The organism is Gordonia sp. LUNF6, assembly GCF_047041125.1.
GTDB lineage: Bacteria > Actinomycetota > Actinomycetes > Mycobacteriales > Mycobacteriaceae > Gordonia > Gordonia sihwensis.
In genome coordinates this window covers 1012847-1031200 of record NZ_CP178181.1, presented here as the reverse complement: position 1 = coordinate 1031200, position 18354 = coordinate 1012847, and the positions used below count along the sequence as shown (strand labels likewise).

Here is an 18354-nt window from a genome sequence, read left to right as displayed (position 1 = left end):
GGTGGGGCTGGGACGGATGATGTTGACGGTGGCGGACCGGACGGAGATCGCGGTCGGACGGCGTGCGGGGATGACGGTCACGGCGATCGCCGAGCAGATCGGGCGCGACAAGTCGGTGGTGTCTCGCGAGATCAAACGCAATGCCACCAAGACGGGCGCGTATCAGGTGGTGCACGCCGACAAGCACGCCCGCGCACGGCGGGCCCGTCCGCAGACGAGGGCGATCGATGCTGACTCGGTGCTCGCCGACCGGGTACGGTCCGACCTGCGCAGGTCGCGGACGCCGCGCCAGATCGCGGGGAGGTTGAAGCTCGAGGCCCAAGACCCCACAGTGGATCCCATGACGGGTTCACCGAACGCGCAGGGCCGCCGCGTGTCACACGAGTCGATCTATCGGTGGATTTATGCTCTTCCGAAGGGAGAGTTGGCTGCTCAGGGCATCCTGTTGCAGTCCAAGCGCACCGCGCGTAAACCCCGCAAGTCAGTCGGTGAGCGGTCGGCGCGGATCGTGGGCATGGTCAGCATCGACGACCGCCCCGAGACCGCGGCCGATCGGCGGGTGCCGGGCTGGTGGGAAGGAGATCTGATCGTCGGGAAGGCCGGCCAGTCCGCGGCGGTGACCTTGGTCGAGCGCACCAGCCGGTACACGCTGATCCTGGGTCTGCCGGACGGGAAGAAAGCACCCGGCGTTGCTGATGTGCTGATCGATCACCTGCGAGGACTGCCGGAGTTCATGCGACAGGGCCTGACGTGGGATCAAGGCACCGAGATGGCCGAGCACGCCAGCGTCACCGTGGCCGCCGAGTTGCCGATCTACTTCGCTCATCCCCGCTCGCCATGGGAACGCCCGACGAATGAGAACACCAACGGCCTGATCCGCGAGTACCTGCCCAAGGGCACCGAAATCCCATCCGATCAGCTGTACCTCGAAGCGATCGCCCGCGAGCTCAACGAGCGGCCACGGCAGTGCCTGGGCTTCTACACTCCACGGGAAGTCTTCGAACGCCTACTGAAGGACAACGTTGCTTCCACGAGTTGACACCGCCCTGTGCTGTTGTTCGTCCGACATCGGAAGGTGGGCGAGTTTGGCCCCATGCCGTACATGTTCATCGGCCCAGCAACGATGGCAGATCACCGAGGCGAGCGACCGATCGCCGTCACCTGGAGACTTTCATACGAGATGCCCGCCGAGTTCTTCCACGAAGCCAAGGTGGCTGCGGGGTAGATTCGCCGCCCCCGCGCTCCCGTGGTTTCGACACGCTCGTCGCTCCGCTCCTCGCGGCTCAACCAGCGGGCAGGGCTCAACCAGCCGACGGGTCGCCTACTCCCCCTCGGCGCTCCACTTCTCCACCACGACCATGCCGGGGACCTTCGGGACCTTCAGATCCTTGACCTTGTGAGTCTTGCCCTTCTTGTTCCGGGCGATCGGGTCTTCGTCGACGACCAGTTCCTCGTAATCCTCGTCAGCAGGGTCCTCAGCGGTGTCCTCGATGCCGGCTTCCTCGACGTCCGCGCCGGAGTCTGCGTCCGCGTCGGGCTCCGCCGATTCCTCGACATACGTCATTCCCAGGTACTTGCGCCACGTGTTGTCGTCCCGGGGCACCACACCGTCCTCGGCGGCGGCGCCCTCGGCGGTACGGACCTGGTTCATCAATGCGATCGCGCGACGACGGAGGTCGTCCTCGACGCTGCCGACGGCATGCTTGCGGAAGGGGATATCGACTCGATAGAGCGAGGGGCTCACGGCCGCGACGGGGAAACCTGCGCCGGCGAGACGCTCGAACACCTTCTGCACCAAGGCCAGCGCCGGCTGGGTGGTGACGATGCCGTCGAGCACACTGCCGCGTTCGCGCTCGGCGGCTTTCGCTGCCTCCCACTCGTTGATCTGACGATGCAGATCGGCGTGCTCACCGCCCAGAACGCCGGGTGTTCGATTCGACACTTTGTCGATGAAGCTCTGCGCCACGTCGTCGATGTCGAACGCCCCGACCGCCGAATCAGCGGCGATGCGCGCGTGGAACAGCACTTGCAGGAGGAGATCGCCGAGCTCAGAGCAGAGTTCCTCGGACGTACCGTGGTCGATCGAGTCGAGCAGCTCGTACACCTCTTCGAGAAGGTACTTGCGCAGCGAGTCGTGCGTCTGCAACCGCTCCCACGGGCCCATGCGACGAAGCCGGTCCATCAGCTCGACAGCCCGCAGCAGCTTGCCGCCCGGGAGATTACTGCCTTCGATGACCGGCTCGCCCCACTTCAACCGCTCGACGACAGCCGGATGATCACGATCAGAACTCACCAGGGTCTTAGTACCGTCGTCCTCGACCAGACCGACGAGCTCGTACGACGGCAACTGCCACAACAGCGACGGGTGCACCTCTTCGGTGACGGCCACGGTCTCCGCGAGCAGCGCCACCGCACCGGCAGGAACGAGATCGGGTCGCGACGCGTCGAGCAGGACCACGGTCATGGAAGCTCCTCCTCGCAAATCAGTGTCAACCTCGACATTAACGCGTCACAAGGCTTCGCTCCGGTCACACGCGCGGGAAGGAATCGTGTCGCGCATTACTGCCGGGATGGCGGCCTGACACCGAGCCATCCTCACTGCCGTCTTCACTCGGCACGCCCCTGATCTCCGTCAGTACTGCCCGCAATGCCGGGTCGGCCTCCGCGCTGTGCCTCCACACGGTATGGACCTCACGCCGCGGCGAATTCTGCAACTCGCGCACCGCCACCCCCTCCGGCACGCGAGGCCGGGCGAGGCGCGGGATCAGCGCGACCACGTCGCCCGCCTCGACCAACGCCATCTGCGTGCCGAAGTCGTCCACCGAGTGGATCACGTCCGGCTGCTGCTCCGACTCGGCGAACAACCGCTCGAACCACCGATGACAGACCGTGCCGACGGGACTGGTCACCCATCCGCAGTCGCGGAGCTCGGCCCGCCGGATCGGCCGGTCGGCCTCAGCCAGCGGATGCCCCAGCGGCACCGCGAGGTCGCCGATGTCGGTGTGCAGATGCGACCGCTCCAGCCCCGCCGGCACCGCGACCGTCACGCCGTCGGCGTCGTGAACCATCGCGAGATCGGCGTTGCCCGACTCGACCGCGTACACGGCGGGCACCGGATCGAGTTCCGTCACCTCGACTCGCACCTCCGGATGGAGGCGTCGCACACGCTTCAATGCGGGCGCGACGATGCCGCGGACACCGGTCGAGAACGCTGCGATCCTCACCACACCGCGCGGCGAACCGGCATCCACCGACCGTGCCGCCGCCACCGACTTCTCAAGCGCGTTCAGCACTTCCGGCGCGGTCTCGACGAGCGCATGTGCGGCCGGAGTCAGCACCACCCGGCGCCCGGCCGGCGCCACCAGACGCACCCCGACCTGCGACTCGAGCCTCTTGATCTGCTGAGAGATGGCCGAGGGCGTGAACCCGAGCTCGTCGGCGGCCCGCGCCATCGTCCCCAAATCGGCGACGGCCCGCAGAGCTCTCAATGCTCCGACATCGATCATGAAGTACTCCTAACGATTACTCACGATAACTCCTCGCTTGTGGTGAACTATTTCCGTGGCGACGATGAATGCATGACTTCGACCTCGCATCCCGCGCGCGCGATCTTCGGATCGAACCTCGTCGCCATGCCGACGCCGATGAACCCCGACGGCTCGCTCGACGAGGTCGGCATCGGCGCGGTGGCGAAGCATCTCGTCGACACCGGCTGCGACGGGATCGTGGTGGCCGGCACCACCGGGGAGGCTCCGACCCTCGAACTCGTCGAATTGCTTCGCGTACTGGAACTGGTCCGCGCCGCGGCGGGTTCGGCGACCCGCCTCGTCGTCGGCGTGGGCACCAATCACACGGCTAAGAGCGTCCAGACCGCCAGAGCAGTCGCCGCGGCAGGCGCCGCCGACGCTCTGCTGGTCGTGACGCCCTACTACTCGAAGCCGTCTCAGGCCGGAGTGATCGCTCACACGGTGGCGATCGCCGACGCCACCGAACTCCCGGTGATGCTCTACGACATCCCCGGCCGCACCGGCCTCGCTCTCACCCGGGAGACGCTCGTCGAACTCTCGCACCACCCGCGCATCGCCGCGGTGAAGGATGCGAAGGGGGATCTGTTCGAGGTGATGTCGGTGATGGCCGAGACCGGGATGGCGTACTACTGCGGCATCGACGAGCTGAACCTGCCGTACCTGGCGGCCGGAGCCTCGGGTCTGGTCAGCGTGATGGGAGTGGTCGGCGCAGACCGCAACAGGGACCTCATCACGGCGATCGATGCGGGCGATCTGCCGCGGGCCCGCGCGATCAATGACGCCGTCCTCCCCCTGACGATCGCACTGATGCGCACAGCACCGGGTGTGGTGACCGCGAAGGCCGCGCTCCGCGAGATCGGCGTCATCTCCCATGCCGCCGTACGCGCGCCACTGCTCGAGGCGACCGCCTCTGAGGTCGCCGTCATCCGCGCCGCCCTCGCGGCCGACGGTCAGCCGACCGGCGATCGGTTGCTGACGGCATAGCCGACGCGCGCTATCACCCTCAGAACGGCGGTTCGCCGTCGCCAACCAGCATCGCCTCTCGGCGTCGGCGGTTAGCCGCGCGCCGCTGCATCCGATAGCGGTGTTTGGCCTGGGTGCGGGTCCGTGCCCTCTCGGGCTCCCCCTCGGCGTGTCGTGGCGGTTCGCGCGACTGGCCGATCGACACGCCGTGACGGCACTGGAAGCGGCCCAGCTCCGGCAGCAACCAGAGGTTCAGCGCCTGCTGACGCACCGAGACTCCGTCCGGGGTCGTCACCTCCGACCAGAGAACACCGGCCGCATCGACGACCTGGTCGTCGACCCACCCGCTGCCGAAGGTCTTCAGACCGTGATGGAAGCGGCATTTCGGGTTCAGATTGCACAAGCAGGTCGGGCCGCCCGCGGCGGGGTCCACGTGATCGAACTCGACGACGTGATCGAGATCGGATTTCCACGCGGGACGATCGCAGCCCGGCCAGGTGCACGTGCCGAACAGGGCACGCACCGCGGTGGCTACAGCGGCGGACGGCCGGTATCGATCCGCATGGGCGGCGCAGTCGGCGATGACCTTGTCGATGTCGAGTTCCCGTACCACCGCGTCGGGCCGAGCCATGAGTTCACGCGCACGCCTGGCCGAGATCGGACCGACCCCGTCTTCGTACGCCGGAGTCTCCGACGTCCCGTCGAGGGCGTCTTTGCGGACCACGACGTGAACCACGATCTGACCGCGCCGCGATTCGACCTGCTCCGGCGACAGGGCCGAAGCGCAGTCGTCGCGATCGCATCGGCAGGTGAACTCGGCGCGATGCAGCAGCGCGGTCGCGGCATCGGACCGACGGGCCTGCTTCGTGCGGGGATCGAAGGGACAGACGCCGTCGGCGAGGGCGTCGATGGTACCGAGCGCGATCATCGCATCCTCGGACGAACCGGTGATGACCATCTCCGACATGCCGTCGGACACCGGGGACACGACCACGTTCTTTCCCGCTGCGATCTGCTCGCGCGTCATGGTCACCGCATCGGGATCGTACTCGGCGACCACCGCGGAGACGATCGACTCGACGCGGGCGGCCGATAGCCCGCCCGCCTCGGAGAGACGGTGCGCGATCTCCGCGTCGATGAACTCCAGGAGCTCCAGGTCGTCCACGAGCGCCGTCTGCTCGACGGCCCGCGTGAACCACGCGACCGTGATCCGACCGTCGCGCAGCAGCCTGCCCACTGCCGGGATCCGCTCCACGCACGCGATCGCGCGATCGACGAACATCTCAGCGGTGTGCGGCCGTACTCCGGCTGCGACCGCGTAGGCCGCGGCCGTCTGGCATTGCGGGTCGTAGAGCCGCGAGTACGCGTCCACCGCCGAATCGGCCTCCAACTCAGCCCTTCTCGCCTGATACAGGCGGTACACGGCGGCGTAGCGATGCCACATCACCGCGCCCTGATAGCAGTCCGATCGAGCGGCGAATTGCAACAGCGCGGCTCGATCGCCCTTCGCGCCGTCCGGGATTCCGATCCGGATGACGATCGCATCGTCGTCGATCCGGACCGTCGAACCCTGAAAACGGTCGATTCGAGTACTCATGCCGCCCCCTTCATCGAACTCACATTCGAGACTATCGGAGGGGTCTGACATCGACCGGACGCTACGACTCCAGCGGCGCGATCGTCTGAAGGAACGTGACGAGATAGTCGACGAGCTCTGTGTCCCGGAGTCGGGGGGAACCGACGCCGCCGGTACGCGGGATCGGCAGTGTCACCATGTGGGTCGCGGCACGGTAGCTCGCCGACGAGTACATGCGCGCGAGCCGGACCTGCTGGCTGTCGAGCAGAAGCATCGGTGAGATCCGGATGGATTGACCGGCCAGACCGACCTCCGCGATACCGCGTTCGCGGCACCGGAGCCGCAGACGTGCGATCGCCGCGAGACGCTGCGTCTCGACGGGCGGCTCACCGTAGCGGTCGGTCAGTTCGCTCATCACCTCGTCGACGTCATCGTCACTGGTGGCCGACGCCAGCTTGCGGTATGCCTCCAGCCTGAGCCGGTCCGCCTCCACGTACTCGACGGGGATGTGCGCGTCCACCGGAAGGTCGATGCGCACCTCGACGTTCTCCTCGGTCGCCACTGCCTTGCCGTCGGCCGCGGCTCGGTACGCCTCGACCGCTTCGCCGACCAACCGCACGTAGAGGTCGAAGCCGACACCCGCGACGTGCCCGGACTGCTCGGCGCCGAGGACGTTGCCGGCACCGCGCAGCTCGAGATCCTTGAGCGCCACCGCCATGCCGGCACCGAGTTCGTTGTTCTGGGCGATAGTCGCGAGCCGGTCGTAGGCCGTCTCGGTCAGCGGCTTGTCCGGGCTGTACAGCAGGTACGCGTACCCGCGCTCCCGGCTTCGCCCGACGCGCCCGCGCAGCTGGTGCAGCTGCGAGAGCCCGAAGTTCTCCGCACGGTCGACGATCAGGGTGTTGGCGTTCGAGATGTCGAGCCCGGTCTCGATGATCGTGGTGCACACGAGGACGTCGTACTCGCGGTCCCAGAAGCCCTGGACGGTTCGTTCCAGTTGCTCCTCGCCCATCTGCCCGTGCGCGACCACCACCCGGGCCTCGGGAATCATGTTCGCGAGATGCTTGGCGGTCTTGTCGATGGTCGAGACGCGATTGTGCACGTAGAACACCTGACCGTCGCGCAGCAGCTCGCGCCGGATGGCCGCCGCGACCTGCTTGTCGGAGTAAGCGCCGACATACGTCAGGACCGGGTGCCGTTCCTCGGGCGGAGTGAGGATGGTCGACATCTCGCGGATACCCGCCATCGACATCTCGAGGGTGCGCGGGATCGGCGTCGCCGACATGGTGAGCACGTCCACGTGGGTGCGCAGCGCCTTGATGTGCTCCTTATGCTCCACACCGAAGCGCTGCTCCTCGTCCACGATCACCAGACCGAGGTCTTTCCATCGGACGCCGGTCTGCAGCAGCCGATGCGTGCCGATGACGACGTCGACCTCACCGGAGGCCATCTGCGCGATGATCTCCTTCGACTCGGCCGGATCGGTGAACCGCGACAACCCGCGCACGGTGACCGGGAAGCCCGCCATCCGCTCGGTGAAGGTCTGCAGGTGCTGCCCGGCGAGAATCGTCGTCGGTACCAGGACCGCGACCTGCTTCCCGTCCTGAACGGCCTTGAACGCGGCGCGGACTGCGATCTCGGTCTTGCCGTAACCGACGTCGCCGACCACCACCCGGTCCATCGGGACCGGCTTCTCCATATCGGCCTTGACCTCGCCGATCACCGTCATCTGGTCGACGGTCTCGGTGTAGTCGAAGGCGTCCTCCATCTCCCGCTGCCACGGGGTGTCGGGGCTGAACGCGAAACCCGGTGCCGCATGCCGCGCGGCGTACAGCTGCACCAGTTCGCCCGCGATCTCCCGGACCGCCTTGCGCGCCTTGCGCTTGGTATTGGCCCAGTCGGAACCGCCGAGCTTGCTGAGCCCCGGCTGCTCGCCGCCGACGTAGCGCGACAACTGGTCGAGCGCGTCCATCGGAACGTACAGGCGGTCGCCCGGCTGTCCCCGCTTGCCGGGCGCGTACTCGATCACGAGGTACTCGCGCCGGGCACCGGAGACCGTGCGTTCGATCATCTCGACGAACTTGCCGATGCCGTGTTGGTCGTGCACCACCAGGTCACCGGCGCTCAACGCCAACGGGTCGACCTGATTGCGCCGCTTGGCCGGCAGTCGCCGGCCGTCCTTCACACCGACGACGCGAGCGCCGGTGACGTCCGCCTCGGTGGCGATCACCAGACGCGCCGACGGGCAGACCAGTCCGCGCCGCAGCGTGCCGTGGAACACGCCGACCGCGTCGGCCGGCAACTCATCGCCCGGCTCCACGAGCCGGGCCGGGACCTCGGCCTCACCGAGACGGTCGACGAATCGCATCGCAGTGCCCCGGCCGGCGGCGATCAACGCCGCACGACCGCCCGAGGCGACCTGAGCGCGCAACGACGTCATGAACTCGTCGAGCTCGGCGGGGTCGCCGTGCGGCGCCGGCCCGGGCTGCAGATCGAGTTCGAGCTCCTCGCCCGATCCCGCCGAGAGCGGACTCATCGTCCACCACGGTTTGCCCGCCTCCACGGTCGCACGTTCGACGTCACCGACGCTGCGGTAGGCACTCGCCGACAGGTCGATGGAGGGTTCGCCCGCGGCCACGGGCGCCGCTGCCCCCAGCGCCGCGGCGTTCCACGACGCCTCCAAGAACTCCTCGCCGGTCCTCGCCAGATCGGCGGCACGGGTGCGCACCTTCTCCGGATCGAGGACCAGTACCCGAGTGCCGTCGGGCATCACCTCGGTGAGCATCTGCATCCGGCCGTCGACGAGTGCCGGGATCAGCGCTTCCATTCCCTCGACGGGAATGCCCTCCGACAGTTTGGTCAGGATCTCGCGCAGCGACTCGTCCTCGACTGTCGACGCGAGTTCGGCGGCCCGGTCCCGGACCTCCGCGGTCAGCACCAGTTCTCGGCACGGATGAATCTGGACCACCGACGTGTCGATCTCCGGCTGCGTCCGCTGGTCGGCGACGGAGAACGCGCGGATGTCGGTCACCTCGTCGCCCCAGAACTCCACTCGCACCGGGTAGTCGGCGGTGGTCGGGAAGATGTCGAGGATGCCGCCGCGCACCGCGAACTCGCCGCGGGCACCGACCATGTCGACGCGCTCGTAGGCCATCTCGACGAGCTTCTCGATCAGACCGTCGAACTGCACCTCCGTGCCTTCGGTGAGCGTGACCGCGCGCATCGCACCGAGCCCGGGAGCCATCGGCTGCACAAGGGAACGGACGGTCGCGACGACGACGCGCAACGGGGACACCGCCGGGTCGGCCAGTCGACTGAGCACCGCGAGCCGGGCACCGACCGTGTCGGCGCTGGGCGATAGCCGCTCGTGCGGCAGCGTCTCCCACGACGGGAATTGAGCGACGACCGACGTCCCGTTGGGCCCCGACGGCAGCAGTTCCGACAGTTCGGTCGTGAGGTCGTCGGCCTCCCGACCGTTGGCGGTCACGACCAGGACGGGGTTCTCGGAGATCTCGGCCAGGCGCGCAACCACCAGCGGCCGGGCCGCGTCCGGTGCCGTGATGTCGAGGCGAGTCTCGCCCACTCGTTCCCGCAGCAAACCGAAGGCCGCATCACGAAACGCGAAGGAGGTCAGCCCGGACAGGGAGGGACGCGGCGCAGAGGGGGTCGACACTGTGTCAAGTGTAGAAGACCACCGCGTCCTGTCGCCCCCAGGCTCGTCGGTCCCCAGGCTCGTCGGTCCCGGGCTTGTCGGTCCCCCAGGCTCGTCGAGTAAGTCGAGGAGCGGAGCGACGAGGCGCATCGAGACCGCGCAGGCCGCCTGACACGGTCTCGATACGCCGCGGCGCTGCGCGCCGAGGCTACTCGACGAGCCTGGGGAGGGCACCGCGCGCCGAGGCTACTCGACGAACCTGGGGAGGGCACCGCGCGCCGAGGCTACTCGACGAACCTGGGGAGGGCACTGCGCGCCGGGCCCTCTCGACGAGCCTGGGGAGGGCACCGCTCCCCCTCCTTCACCCCGACCGACCGGCGGCCGCGAGCAGCGATGCGCCGAGCGGGCGCGAAGGAGCGGCGCCGGGCAGAATCGCGTACACCGAGGAGCCGATGGGCGTCGTCCACTCATTCAGGTCGTCGTGTTCGTCCAGGCGCCGCTGAACCGGAATGTACTGCTTGACCGGATCCCGCTGATACGCGGCGAAGATCAGCCCGCTGTTGGACGTGTCCGCCGAGCCCGCCTCGGGCGGGTCGTCGTAATTGAACCCGCGACGGATGAACTGCTCGTCCGGCGCCCGACGATGCGCCCGCGCGATGTGCGACGACGGCGGGATCACCGGGATGCCGCCGCGTGAGGCTTCGAAATCAGGATCGTCGGACTCGTAGCGCCCGGTCAGCGGTGCGCCGTTGTCGAGGGTGCGACCTGTGGAGAGCTCCCGCCCCCGGCGATCGAGCGCCTCCCAGGTGTCCATGTGCATCGCGATGCGCCGCAACACCAGGCTCGTCCCGCCGGCCATCCAGGGCTGTTCGCGCCCGTCGTCCCAGAGAAGGGAGCCGTAGTCGTCGGGGCTCGGCTGGACGGTGCCGTCCACCTGTCCGAACAGGTTGCGCATCGTGCCCGGCGCCATTCCCGGACTGTTGCGAAACCCCCGCTGCACCCACCGGACCCGCACACTGCGGCGGACCGACGAGGTCAGCATGCGCGTCGCATGTGCGAGGGCCACGGGGTCGTCGGCGCCGATCTGCAGAAGCAGATCAGTCTGTCCCCACCGCGGATCCAGCCGGTCGATCGAGAAGGGCGGGAGCGGCGCGAGCCATGACGGCCGCAGAGGCGCGAGAGCCGGCGCCCGGAACACCCGGTCACCGAGACCGACGGTGACCGTCAGGTTGCACGGCAGCACCGCGAGTTCGGGCTCGGTGTCGGACAGGCTCGGCTCGGCACGGGTGAGCCTCGACGCGTCCTGCGTCCACAGGCGAAGGACCCCCGCGAAAGTGTCGACGTCGGTCGGGTCGACGAGATCCAGGCCGACGAATTGAGCGTGCGACTGAGCCGGGGTCACGATGCCGGACTGATGCGTGCCGTAGAACGGCGTCAGGCCGGAACCCGCGGCGGGGTCGGGCGAGGAGAACTCTCGCCCGACGCCCACCGCGGCCGCCCCGATGCCGATGCCCGCCAGGCCCGCTCCGCCGGCGAGGAGGGTACGGCGCGAGACGCGACCAGTCCGCTGCTCAGTCACTGATGCGAGTCGGCGTGCGCCGACTCGGACTGCTGCATGTCGTGCCCGGCCGTACCGTGGTCCATGTCCGGGTGGTCAGTGTCCCCGCCGGGCGCGTAATTCTCCTGATTGCCGTCGAAGTCTCGGGCGAGAGCGTCGAAGGTCTTGGTGGAGCCGTCCTCGAAGCGGATCGTGAACGCGACGTTCTGTCCGGTCGTGATCGGCCTGGTGACATCCATGAGCATGAAGTGCTCAGCGCCCGGCGACAGCGTGATCGACGACTTCGCCGGGACGAGGAAGCCGCCGTCCTTCTGGCGCATCGTGGTGCCGCCGGAGCCGTTGTCGACCACTTCGTGCATCTCGGTGGTGCGGGCGAGGTCGGTGTGCGCCGACACGATGCGGATGTCGTGGTCGGACGAGTTGGCGATGGTCCCGAAGGCGGCGGTCATTCCCGATTCGGCGGCCTTGACCCATTGGTCGGAGACGGTGATCGAATCGGAGGCCGGTGCGGAGGAGTCGTCGCTGCCGCAGGCCACGACGACGAAGGACAGCAGGGCTGCGGCGGTGAGGCCGAGCGAACGGATGAGGGTACGGCTTATCGCCATGAGTGATGTCTCTTTCGTGCAGAGTCTGATACCCCGCGATCGGATGAGACCGCCGGGGTGGTGTCGGATGGGGTTCAGACCAGCGAAGGAGGACCGCGGACCGCGGCGGAGGCGACCATCGGCGCGGGCCGGAGCGCGGCAGCGTGCCGGTCGGCGCGGATGACGACGAAAGCGGGGTCGAGACACACCCGCGTGCTCACCAACCGCCAGACATGGGACACGCTGTTGCCGTACGCCCGGCTCAGTTGCTCGGCGACGAAGAGCACGGCAGCCGCGGCGGGGACGGCGAGTGCGTGCCAGAACAGCATCAACGGCCCGGGCGTCACGCCGGTTCCGTGTCCCGCGTGCCCTGCCATCAGCGACAGCACTCCGTGAGCGGTCGCCTGGCCCGCGGACAGCGCGACCAACGCGCCGGTCGCAGAGATGCCGATCCGGCCGCGAGCCCGTGCTCGCTCCACCGATCGCACCTGAGCGGCGCGGACCAGTCCGACCCCGAGCGCCAGGCCGAGGAGCACCGCGGACTGCGCCGTCGTGGGAAGGTGCCCACCGCCGATCGAGTGGGCCGCGACACCCAGGATGAGCGAGACCACCGATGCCAGGAACCCGTGCGCGGTCGCGGGGACCTGCGCACCGGTCGGCGTCGGGCGAATCAGCACGTCGTCAAGGGTACTACCGGAGGTCGTACCGGCCGAGTCGGCCGCCCTTCGCGGCTCTTGCGCGCGACTGCTCGTCGTCGACGCGCTCGTCGACCGGACCGTCGTCGACCCGGCCGTCGGACACGCTGCCTGACCTCGGCGATCGCCGCCTCGGTTTGAATCATCGGCGTTCGCCACCGATCGTGGAGTGCATGTCTGACGAACGGGAGAATGCTGACAGCGAACCACGGGGGACGGACACAGAGCACGGGACGGACACAGAGCACGGGACGGACACTGAGCACGGGACGGACACAGCCGCCGTGCTCTTGGACGGCGCAGTCTTGATCGACCCGTACACAAAAGAGGCGACATCCGTATCTCCGGGCGTTGCACCGGTGCCCCACCACTGGCACGTCGGCGAGAACGACACCGATGAGGAGATCACCGAGAAGCTCAAGCGCCAGGGAGTCCGGCTCGGCCGCGGTGGAATCGCTCCGGCGGTGTTCTGGCCGGCACTGATCGTGATCGTCGCGGTGAGCGCTCTCGCCGTCGCGTTCCCCGACCAGACGAGCGAAGTCTTCACCGATGTCCAGAACTGGATCGTCTCGAACCTGGGCTGGTACTACATGCTGATCATCGCGTGTTTCGTGGTGTTCGCGGTCGCGCTGTGCTTCTCCAGGCTCGGCCGCATCCGGCTGGGCAGACCCGATGAGGCTCCCGAGTTCGGCAGGGTGAGCTGGTTCTGCATGCTGTTCGCCGCCGGAATGGGCATCGGACTGGTCTTCTACGGCGTCGGTGAGCCACTCACATATGCGACCGTGCAACCGAAACCCGGCTGGAGCGGTAGCCAGGAGGACATCGCCGGTCTGGCGATGGCCCAGACATTCATTCACTGGGGTCTGCACCCGTGGGCGGTGTACGCGGTGATCGGGCTCGCGCTGGCATACGCGATCCACCGCCGCGGGCGACCGGTGTCGATCCGGTGGGCGCTCGAACCGCTGCTCGGCGATCGGGTGAAGGGCTGGGCAGGCGACCTCATCGACATTCTCGCCATCTTCGGCACGGTCTTCGGCGTCGCCACGTCGCTGGGGCTCGGCGTGCAGCAGATCTCAGCGGGCATGCAGTCGATCGGCGTCATCGACTCCGTCGACAACACCCTCCTGGTGATCCTCATCGTCGCCATCACCTTCCTGGCGACCCTGTCGGTGGTGAGCGGTCTGGGCACCGGAATCAAGTGGTTGTCGAACATCAACCTGTCGATCGCCGGACTGCTGGTGATCGCGATGCTGCTGATCGGTCCCACTCTCTTTCTTCTGCGCAACTTCGTGCAGTCGATCGGCGTCTACTTCGCCAACCTGTTCAACATGACGCTCGACGTCGGAGCGTTCCAGGGCCAGGAGGCACAGGACTGGCTCAGCGACTGGACGATCTTCTATTGGGGCTGGTGGATCGCCTGGGCGCCTTTCGTCGGCGTGTTCATCGCCCGGATCTCGCGCGGGCGGACAGTGCGCGAGTTCATCGCCGGATGCCTGATCGTGCCGACTCTGGTCGGATTCGTCTGGTTCTCGGTGCTCGGTGGTACGGGCCTGCACCGGCAGTTCTTCGGCGAGGGTGACCTGGTGGAGGACGGCAAGGTCTCGCCCGAGGGATCGCTGTTCCACGTGCTGTCGGACATGCCGCTCGGCACGGTCTTCTCGATCCTCGGGATCGTCCTGGTGGCCGTCTTCTTCATCACCTCCTCCGATTCCGGCTCACTGGTCGTCGACATGCTCGCCTCGGGCGGCCACCCCAATCCGCCGGTGTGGTCCCGCGTGCTCTGGGCGTCGCTCGAGGGCGTCGTCGCGATCGCTCTCCTGCTCGCGGGCGGACTGCGGTCGCTGCAGGCCGCGTCGCTGGCCACGGCCCTGCCGTTCAGCGTGATCCTCGCGATGATGTGCTTTGCGACCGTGCGGGGTCTGCGATTCGAGCACGACAAACTGCGGCGGGCCGCTCAGGCACAGCGGTTGGAGGCCGCGACGTCGCACATCGCGGGCGAGGTCTTCAGCACGATGCCGGACGAGCCGGCCCTGCGCGATTATGTCGACGACCGCATCGACTACCGCCTGAGCCGGACCCGGGGCGGGTGGCGACCCGAGCGTTTCGGCCCGAAGCACCGCGAGTAGACCGTACTGGGCCTTCGGGCGATCTATGGCCCGATCGTGTACTGCAGGTAGACGCAGCCGATCCAGCGGTCGAACTTGCGCCCGACACCGGGTGTGCGACCCACTTCGACGAAACCGACCTTCGTGTGCAGCGCGATCGAGTCCGGAACGTCCTCGGAGACCACGGCCATGATGGTGCGCGTCACCGCCGGGTCCGCCGCGTTGATCAACGCGCGCAGCAGGTGCTTGCCCGTCCCCCGGCCCGCCGCCTCGGGCCGAAGGTAGATGCTGTCCTCGGCGGTCCAACTCCAGCCCGCCTTTCCCCGATACACGCCGAGACAGGCGTAACCGACCACCTCGCCGGGTGCGCCGGCCACGAGGAACGGGCGTCCCGCGGCAACACTCGTCTCGAGTCTGGTCCGCCACTGCGCGACGGAGGGCGCCTCGAGGTCGAACGTCGCAGTGGAGTTCTCGACGTAATACCGGTAGATGTCGGCAACGGCCTCGCAGTCGTCGGACGTCGCCGGGCGAACGGTCAGCATGTGCTGATCTTGCCGCACCGCCGGGCAACTACGCTCGACTGGTGGGCGATAACGAGTCAGAACCTATCGAGGTCCGCGAGGAGGACGTCGAGGACCACGGAGCCGACCGCCTCAAGACGGGGCTGAAGCCACGCCACCTCGTGATGATGAGCCTCGGATCCGCCATCGGCGCGGGACTGTTCGTCGGGTCCGGAGAAGGCATCGCGCTCGCCGGACCCGCGGCACTCGTCTCGTACGCCATCGTCGGCGTCATCATCGTCTCGGTGATGCGGATGCTGGGCGAACTCGCGGCGGCCGATCCGAATCCCGGCGCGTTCTCCTACTACGTCGGCAAAGCTCTCGGACCCGGAGCCGGCTTCATGATGGGCTGGCTGTGGTGGGTCCAGATGACAATCGTGGTCGCAGCCGAGTCGCTCGCGGCGGCGGAAGGACTCAACGCACTCGTCGGTCTGCTGCCCGTCTGGGCGTGGGCGCTGGTCTTCATGACCGTATTCAGCGTGCTCAATCTGACCGGAGTGTCGAACTTCGGCGAGCTGGAGTTCTGGCTGTCGTTGATCAAGGTGACGTTCATCGTGCTCTTCCTGGTGATCGGAGCGGCCTACCTCTTCGGCTGGATGTCCGAGCCGTCTCCTGGACTCGCCAACGCCGGCGACTTCCTCCCGCACGGCATCGGCGGTGTCACGGCCGCACTTCTGGTGATCGCGTTCGCTTTCGGCGGAATCGAGATCATCGCCGTCGCCGCCGCGGAGACCGACGATCCCGGTCCGAGCGTCACGAAAGCCATCCGGACCATCGTCTGGCGCATCCTGGTCTTCTACGTGGGATCGGTGGCGGTGATCATGCTCGTCCTGCCGGCAGACGACCCGCGCATCCGCGAATCGCCGTTCGTCGGCGTACTCGAACAGACCGGCCTTCCGGCGGTCGCCGCCACGATGGGCGCCATCATCGTCGTCGCGCTGCTGTCGTCGATGAACGTCAACCTCTACGGCGCGTCGCGGATGCTGTTCTCCCTGTCGGTGCGACGGATGGCGCCGCGGTCGGCGCGGCGGGTCTCCTCCCGTGCGGTTCCCGTCCCCGCGCTGCTCGCCAGCACCGTGTTCGGCTTCCTCGCAGTGCCCGCGACCTACTTCTGGGGCGATCAGGTTCTCGACCGTCTCCTATCGGTGGTCGGCTCGACGCTGCTCGTCACGTGGCTCGCGATCACCTGCGCCCAGATCGTGCTGCGCAGACGCGCCGAGCGAGACGGAACGCCGCTGCCGCTGAAGATGTGGGGGTATCCGTACCTGTCGTGGCTCACGCTGATAGCTCTGGTCGCTATCACGGTGCTGGCAATCGTGACCCCGTCGGTTCGCGGTCAGGTGATCTCGACCGCCGTTCTGGTGACCGTTCTCTGGACTGCCGGAGCAGTCACTTATCGTCGTCGTTCGACGCAGCCGAGTCGGCGAGCGCCGGGTGCACGGTAGGCTGCGTCGGCTCTTTGTACTCCGCGTCGACGAGCATCGGCTCGGGATCGAGCCGCGTGAGGCCGTTCCAGCACAGATTCACCAGATGCGCGGCCACCACCTCCTTCTCCGGCTGCCGGACGTCGAGCCACCACTGTGCGGTCACTGAGACCATGCCCACCAGCGCCTGCGCGTAGAGAGGCGCCAGCGCGGGATCGAATCCGCGCCGCTCGAAGTCCCCGGCGAGAATGTGTTCCACCTGGCTGATCGCGTCGTTCAGCAGGCTCGAATAGCGAGTGTCCTCGCCCCCGCTGGTCGACTCTCCTCGGACCAGGATGCGGAACCCGTCGGTCCGCTCCTCCATGTAGGTCAGCAACGCCAGCGCGACCTGCTGAATCCGATACAGCGACCGATTCTTCGTGAGCGAGGACGTGACCATTTCCAGCAGGGTCTCCATCTCGCGGTCGACGACGACGGCGTAGAGACCTTCCTTGCCGCCGAAATGCTCGTAGACGATGGGCTTCGACACACCGGCACGCTGCGCGATCTCCTCGATCGACGTTCCCTCGAAGCCACGTTCGGCGAACAGCCCCCGCGCCACCTCGATGAGCTGCAGTCGACGCTGAGCCCCGGTCATCCGGGCCCGGGGTGCCTTCGTGACGACTTCTGCTCCGCTCTCCGCGGGCCTGCTGATGGCCATGCCACCAATGGTAGTGTCGGCCTCAGACTCCGAAAGCCACCGAGCACGGAGAGAGGGAGTCGCGCTGTGCCCGGTCTCCCGAGGTTGGTCGAGTAGGCGGGTGAGCGTAGCGAGCACGCCGTATCGAGACCACTCTCCCGTCGTGTGCGGTGGTTTCGACTCGCTTCGCTCGCTCAACCAGCCTGCGGGAAGACGGTCCCTCGAGGTTTGTCGAGTAGGCGGGCGAGCGTAGCGAGCACGTCGTATCGACACGACTCTGCCCGTCGTGTGGTGGTTTCGACTCGCTTCGCTCGCTCAACCAGCCTAAGGGGGTGCTCGCTCAGCCGGCCTGGAAAAGACGGTCCCTCGAGGTTTGTCGAGTAGGTGGGTGAGCGTAGCGAGCACGCCGTATCGAGACCACTCTGCTCGCGTGTGGTGGTTTCGACTCGCTTCGCTCGCTCAACCAGCCTAAGAGGGGTGCGCGCTCGACCGGACTGGAAAAGACGGCCCCTCGAGGTTTGTCGAGTAGGTGGGTGAGCGTAGCGAGCACGGCGTATCGAGACCAGCCTGCCCGTCGTGTGGTGGTTTCGACTCGCTTCGCTCGCTCAACCAGCCTGAAGAGTGCGCGTTCGCGGTCTGTCAGGCGCGCCGTACCCCAGACAACACTCGCCGGGGGGCACGTCCCGGGAAATGGGTTGAGCCCCGATCAGACGGTGTCTGATCGGGGCTCAACAAGTTGTGTTCGGCGGTGTCCTACTCTCCCACACCCATTACAGTGCAGTACCATCGGCGCAGGTGGGCTTAGCTTCCGGGTTCGGAATGGGACCGGGCGTTTCCCCACCGCTATAGCCGCCGTAACAATATGAAACCATCCACACCACAATCCCTCACCAGGGTTGTGGTTTGTGTGTTGTTTCAGAAGTACATAGTGGATGAACGAGCAAACATTCTGTGTGCGTGTAACAATCACCGAAACCGACTCACACAACCTCGTGATTCGTTGAATCCGAAAAAAGACTTGTTGGTGAGTG

At 67.3% G+C, this 18354-nt stretch carries 13 protein-coding genes and 1 rRNA gene; 4 read left to right on the top strand and 10 right to left on the bottom strand.

The window, feature by feature from the left end:
* Positions 1 to 16 precede the first annotated feature (16 nt).
* The gene (locus tag ACK8HH_RS04825) at positions 17 to 1039 is read left to right on the top strand and encodes an IS30 family transposase (protein ID WP_412475205.1); all 1023 of its coding nucleotides are present in this window, start codon (positions 17 to 19) and stop codon (positions 1037 to 1039) included.
* 282 nt (positions 1040 to 1321) lie between these two features.
* Here the strand turns inward: ACK8HH_RS04825 and ACK8HH_RS04820 are convergent, their stop codons facing one another.
* Entirely contained in the window at positions 1322 to 2464 is a 1143-nt protein-coding gene (locus tag ACK8HH_RS04820; protein WP_006897584.1) for a MazG family protein, read from the bottom strand.
* Positions 2465 to 2528: 64 nt separating this feature from the next.
* Entirely contained in the window at positions 2529 to 3506 is a 978-nt protein-coding gene (locus ACK8HH_RS04815) for a LysR family transcriptional regulator (RefSeq protein ID WP_346077664.1), read from the bottom strand.
* A gap of 72 nt (positions 3507 to 3578) precedes the next feature.
* On the opposite strand from ACK8HH_RS04815, the gene dapA reads away from it, so the two are divergent.
* Positions 3579 to 4511 carry a 4-hydroxy-tetrahydrodipicolinate synthase gene (dapA, locus tag ACK8HH_RS04810; RefSeq protein WP_006897586.1) on the top strand — a complete coding sequence of 311 codons (933 nt, stop codon included), beginning with the start codon at positions 3579 to 3581 and terminating at the stop codon, positions 4509 to 4511.
* A gap of 19 nt (positions 4512 to 4530) precedes the next feature.
* On the opposite strand, the gene ACK8HH_RS04805 is transcribed toward dapA, so the two are convergent.
* The 5 genes from ACK8HH_RS04805 to ACK8HH_RS04785 form a co-directional block, all read right to left on the bottom strand.
* On the bottom strand, positions 4531 to 6087 hold the full coding sequence (locus ACK8HH_RS04805) for an HNH endonuclease signature motif containing protein (protein WP_346077666.1): 1557 nt from the start codon (positions 6085 to 6087) through the stop codon (positions 4531 to 4533).
* Between the two features lie 61 nt (positions 6088 to 6148).
* Positions 6149 to 9739, bottom strand: coding sequence for a transcription-repair coupling factor (mfd, locus tag ACK8HH_RS04800; protein ID WP_346077668.1), 3591 nt, complete (start codon positions 9737 to 9739; stop codon positions 6149 to 6151).
* Between the two features lie 340 nt (positions 9740 to 10079).
* Positions 10080 to 11297, bottom strand: a complete 1218-nt coding sequence (locus tag ACK8HH_RS04795; RefSeq protein WP_278126442.1) for a Dyp-type peroxidase — start codon at positions 11295 to 11297, stop codon at positions 10080 to 10082.
* Positions 11294 to 11881, bottom strand: a complete 588-nt coding sequence (locus ACK8HH_RS04790; RefSeq protein WP_006897590.1) for a copper chaperone PCu(A)C — start codon at positions 11879 to 11881, stop codon at positions 11294 to 11296. Before ACK8HH_RS04790 ends, ACK8HH_RS04795 begins: the two co-directional genes overlap by 4 nt.
* Positions 11882 to 11955: 74 nt before the next feature.
* Positions 11956 to 12537: a hypothetical protein gene (locus ACK8HH_RS04785; protein ID WP_231875779.1), complete on the bottom strand. Its 582-nt coding sequence runs from the start codon at positions 12535 to 12537 to the stop codon at positions 11956 to 11958.
* Positions 12538 to 12914: 377 nt separating this feature from the next.
* Between ACK8HH_RS04785 and ACK8HH_RS04780 the strand changes: the two genes are divergently transcribed.
* Positions 12915 to 14681 (top strand): BCCT family transporter, encoded by a 1767-nt coding sequence (locus ACK8HH_RS04780; protein WP_006897592.1) that lies wholly within the window; start codon positions 12915 to 12917, stop codon positions 14679 to 14681.
* Between the two features lie 23 nt (positions 14682 to 14704).
* Here the strand turns inward: ACK8HH_RS04780 and ACK8HH_RS04775 are convergent, their stop codons facing one another.
* Positions 14705 to 15202: a GNAT family N-acetyltransferase gene (locus ACK8HH_RS04775; RefSeq protein ID WP_062368117.1), complete on the bottom strand. Its 498-nt coding sequence runs from the start codon at positions 15200 to 15202 to the stop codon at positions 14705 to 14707.
* A gap of 41 nt (positions 15203 to 15243) precedes the next feature.
* Here ACK8HH_RS04775 and ACK8HH_RS04770 point away from each other — a divergent pair, with 41 nt between their 5' ends.
* Positions 15244 to 16665, top strand: a complete 1422-nt coding sequence (locus ACK8HH_RS04770; RefSeq protein WP_006897594.1) for an amino acid permease — start codon at positions 15244 to 15246, stop codon at positions 16663 to 16665.
* Here the strand turns inward: ACK8HH_RS04770 and ACK8HH_RS04765 are convergent.
* Together ACK8HH_RS04765 and rrf are read right to left on the bottom strand one after the other, a co-directional pair.
* Complete coding sequence (locus ACK8HH_RS04765) at positions 16610 to 17344, bottom strand: TetR/AcrR family transcriptional regulator (protein WP_006897595.1); 735 nt, start codon at positions 17342 to 17344, stop codon at positions 16610 to 16612. The genes ACK8HH_RS04770 and ACK8HH_RS04765 overlap by 56 nt on opposite strands.
* A gap of 719 nt (positions 17345 to 18063) precedes the next feature.
* Positions 18064 to 18180, bottom strand: a 5S ribosomal RNA gene (gene rrf, locus ACK8HH_RS04760).
* Between the last annotated feature and the right edge of the window lie 174 nt (positions 18181 to 18354).

What these genes read in the sequence shown, in the direction of transcription:
- ACK8HH_RS04825 (WP_412475205.1), top strand. Translation starts at nt 17, where the DNA reads ATGATGTTGACGGTGGCGGACCGGACGGAGATCGCGGTCGGACGGCGT.
- ACK8HH_RS04820 (WP_006897584.1), bottom strand. Translation starts at nt 2,464, where the DNA reads ATGACCGTGGTCCTGCTCGACGCGTCGCGACCCGATCTCGTTCCTGCC.
- ACK8HH_RS04815 (WP_346077664.1), bottom strand. Translation starts at nt 3,506, where the DNA reads ATGATCGATGTCGGAGCATTGAGAGCTCTGCGGGCCGTCGCCGATTTG.
- dapA (WP_006897586.1), top strand. Translation starts at nt 3,579, where the DNA reads ATGACTTCGACCTCGCATCCCGCGCGCGCGATCTTCGGATCGAACCTC.
- ACK8HH_RS04805 (WP_346077666.1), bottom strand. Translation starts at nt 6,087, where the DNA reads ATGAGTACTCGAATCGACCGTTTTCAGGGTTCGACGGTCCGGATCGAC.
- ACK8HH_RS04790 (WP_006897590.1), bottom strand. Translation starts at nt 11,881, where the DNA reads ATGGCGATAAGCCGTACCCTCATCCGTTCGCTCGGCCTCACCGCCGCA.
- ACK8HH_RS04775 (WP_062368117.1), bottom strand. Translation starts at nt 15,202, where the DNA reads ATGCTGACCGTTCGCCCGGCGACGTCCGACGACTGCGAGGCCGTTGCC.
- ACK8HH_RS04765 (WP_006897595.1), bottom strand. Translation starts at nt 17,344, where the DNA reads ATGGCCATCAGCAGGCCCGCGGAGAGCGGAGCAGAAGTCGTCACGAAG.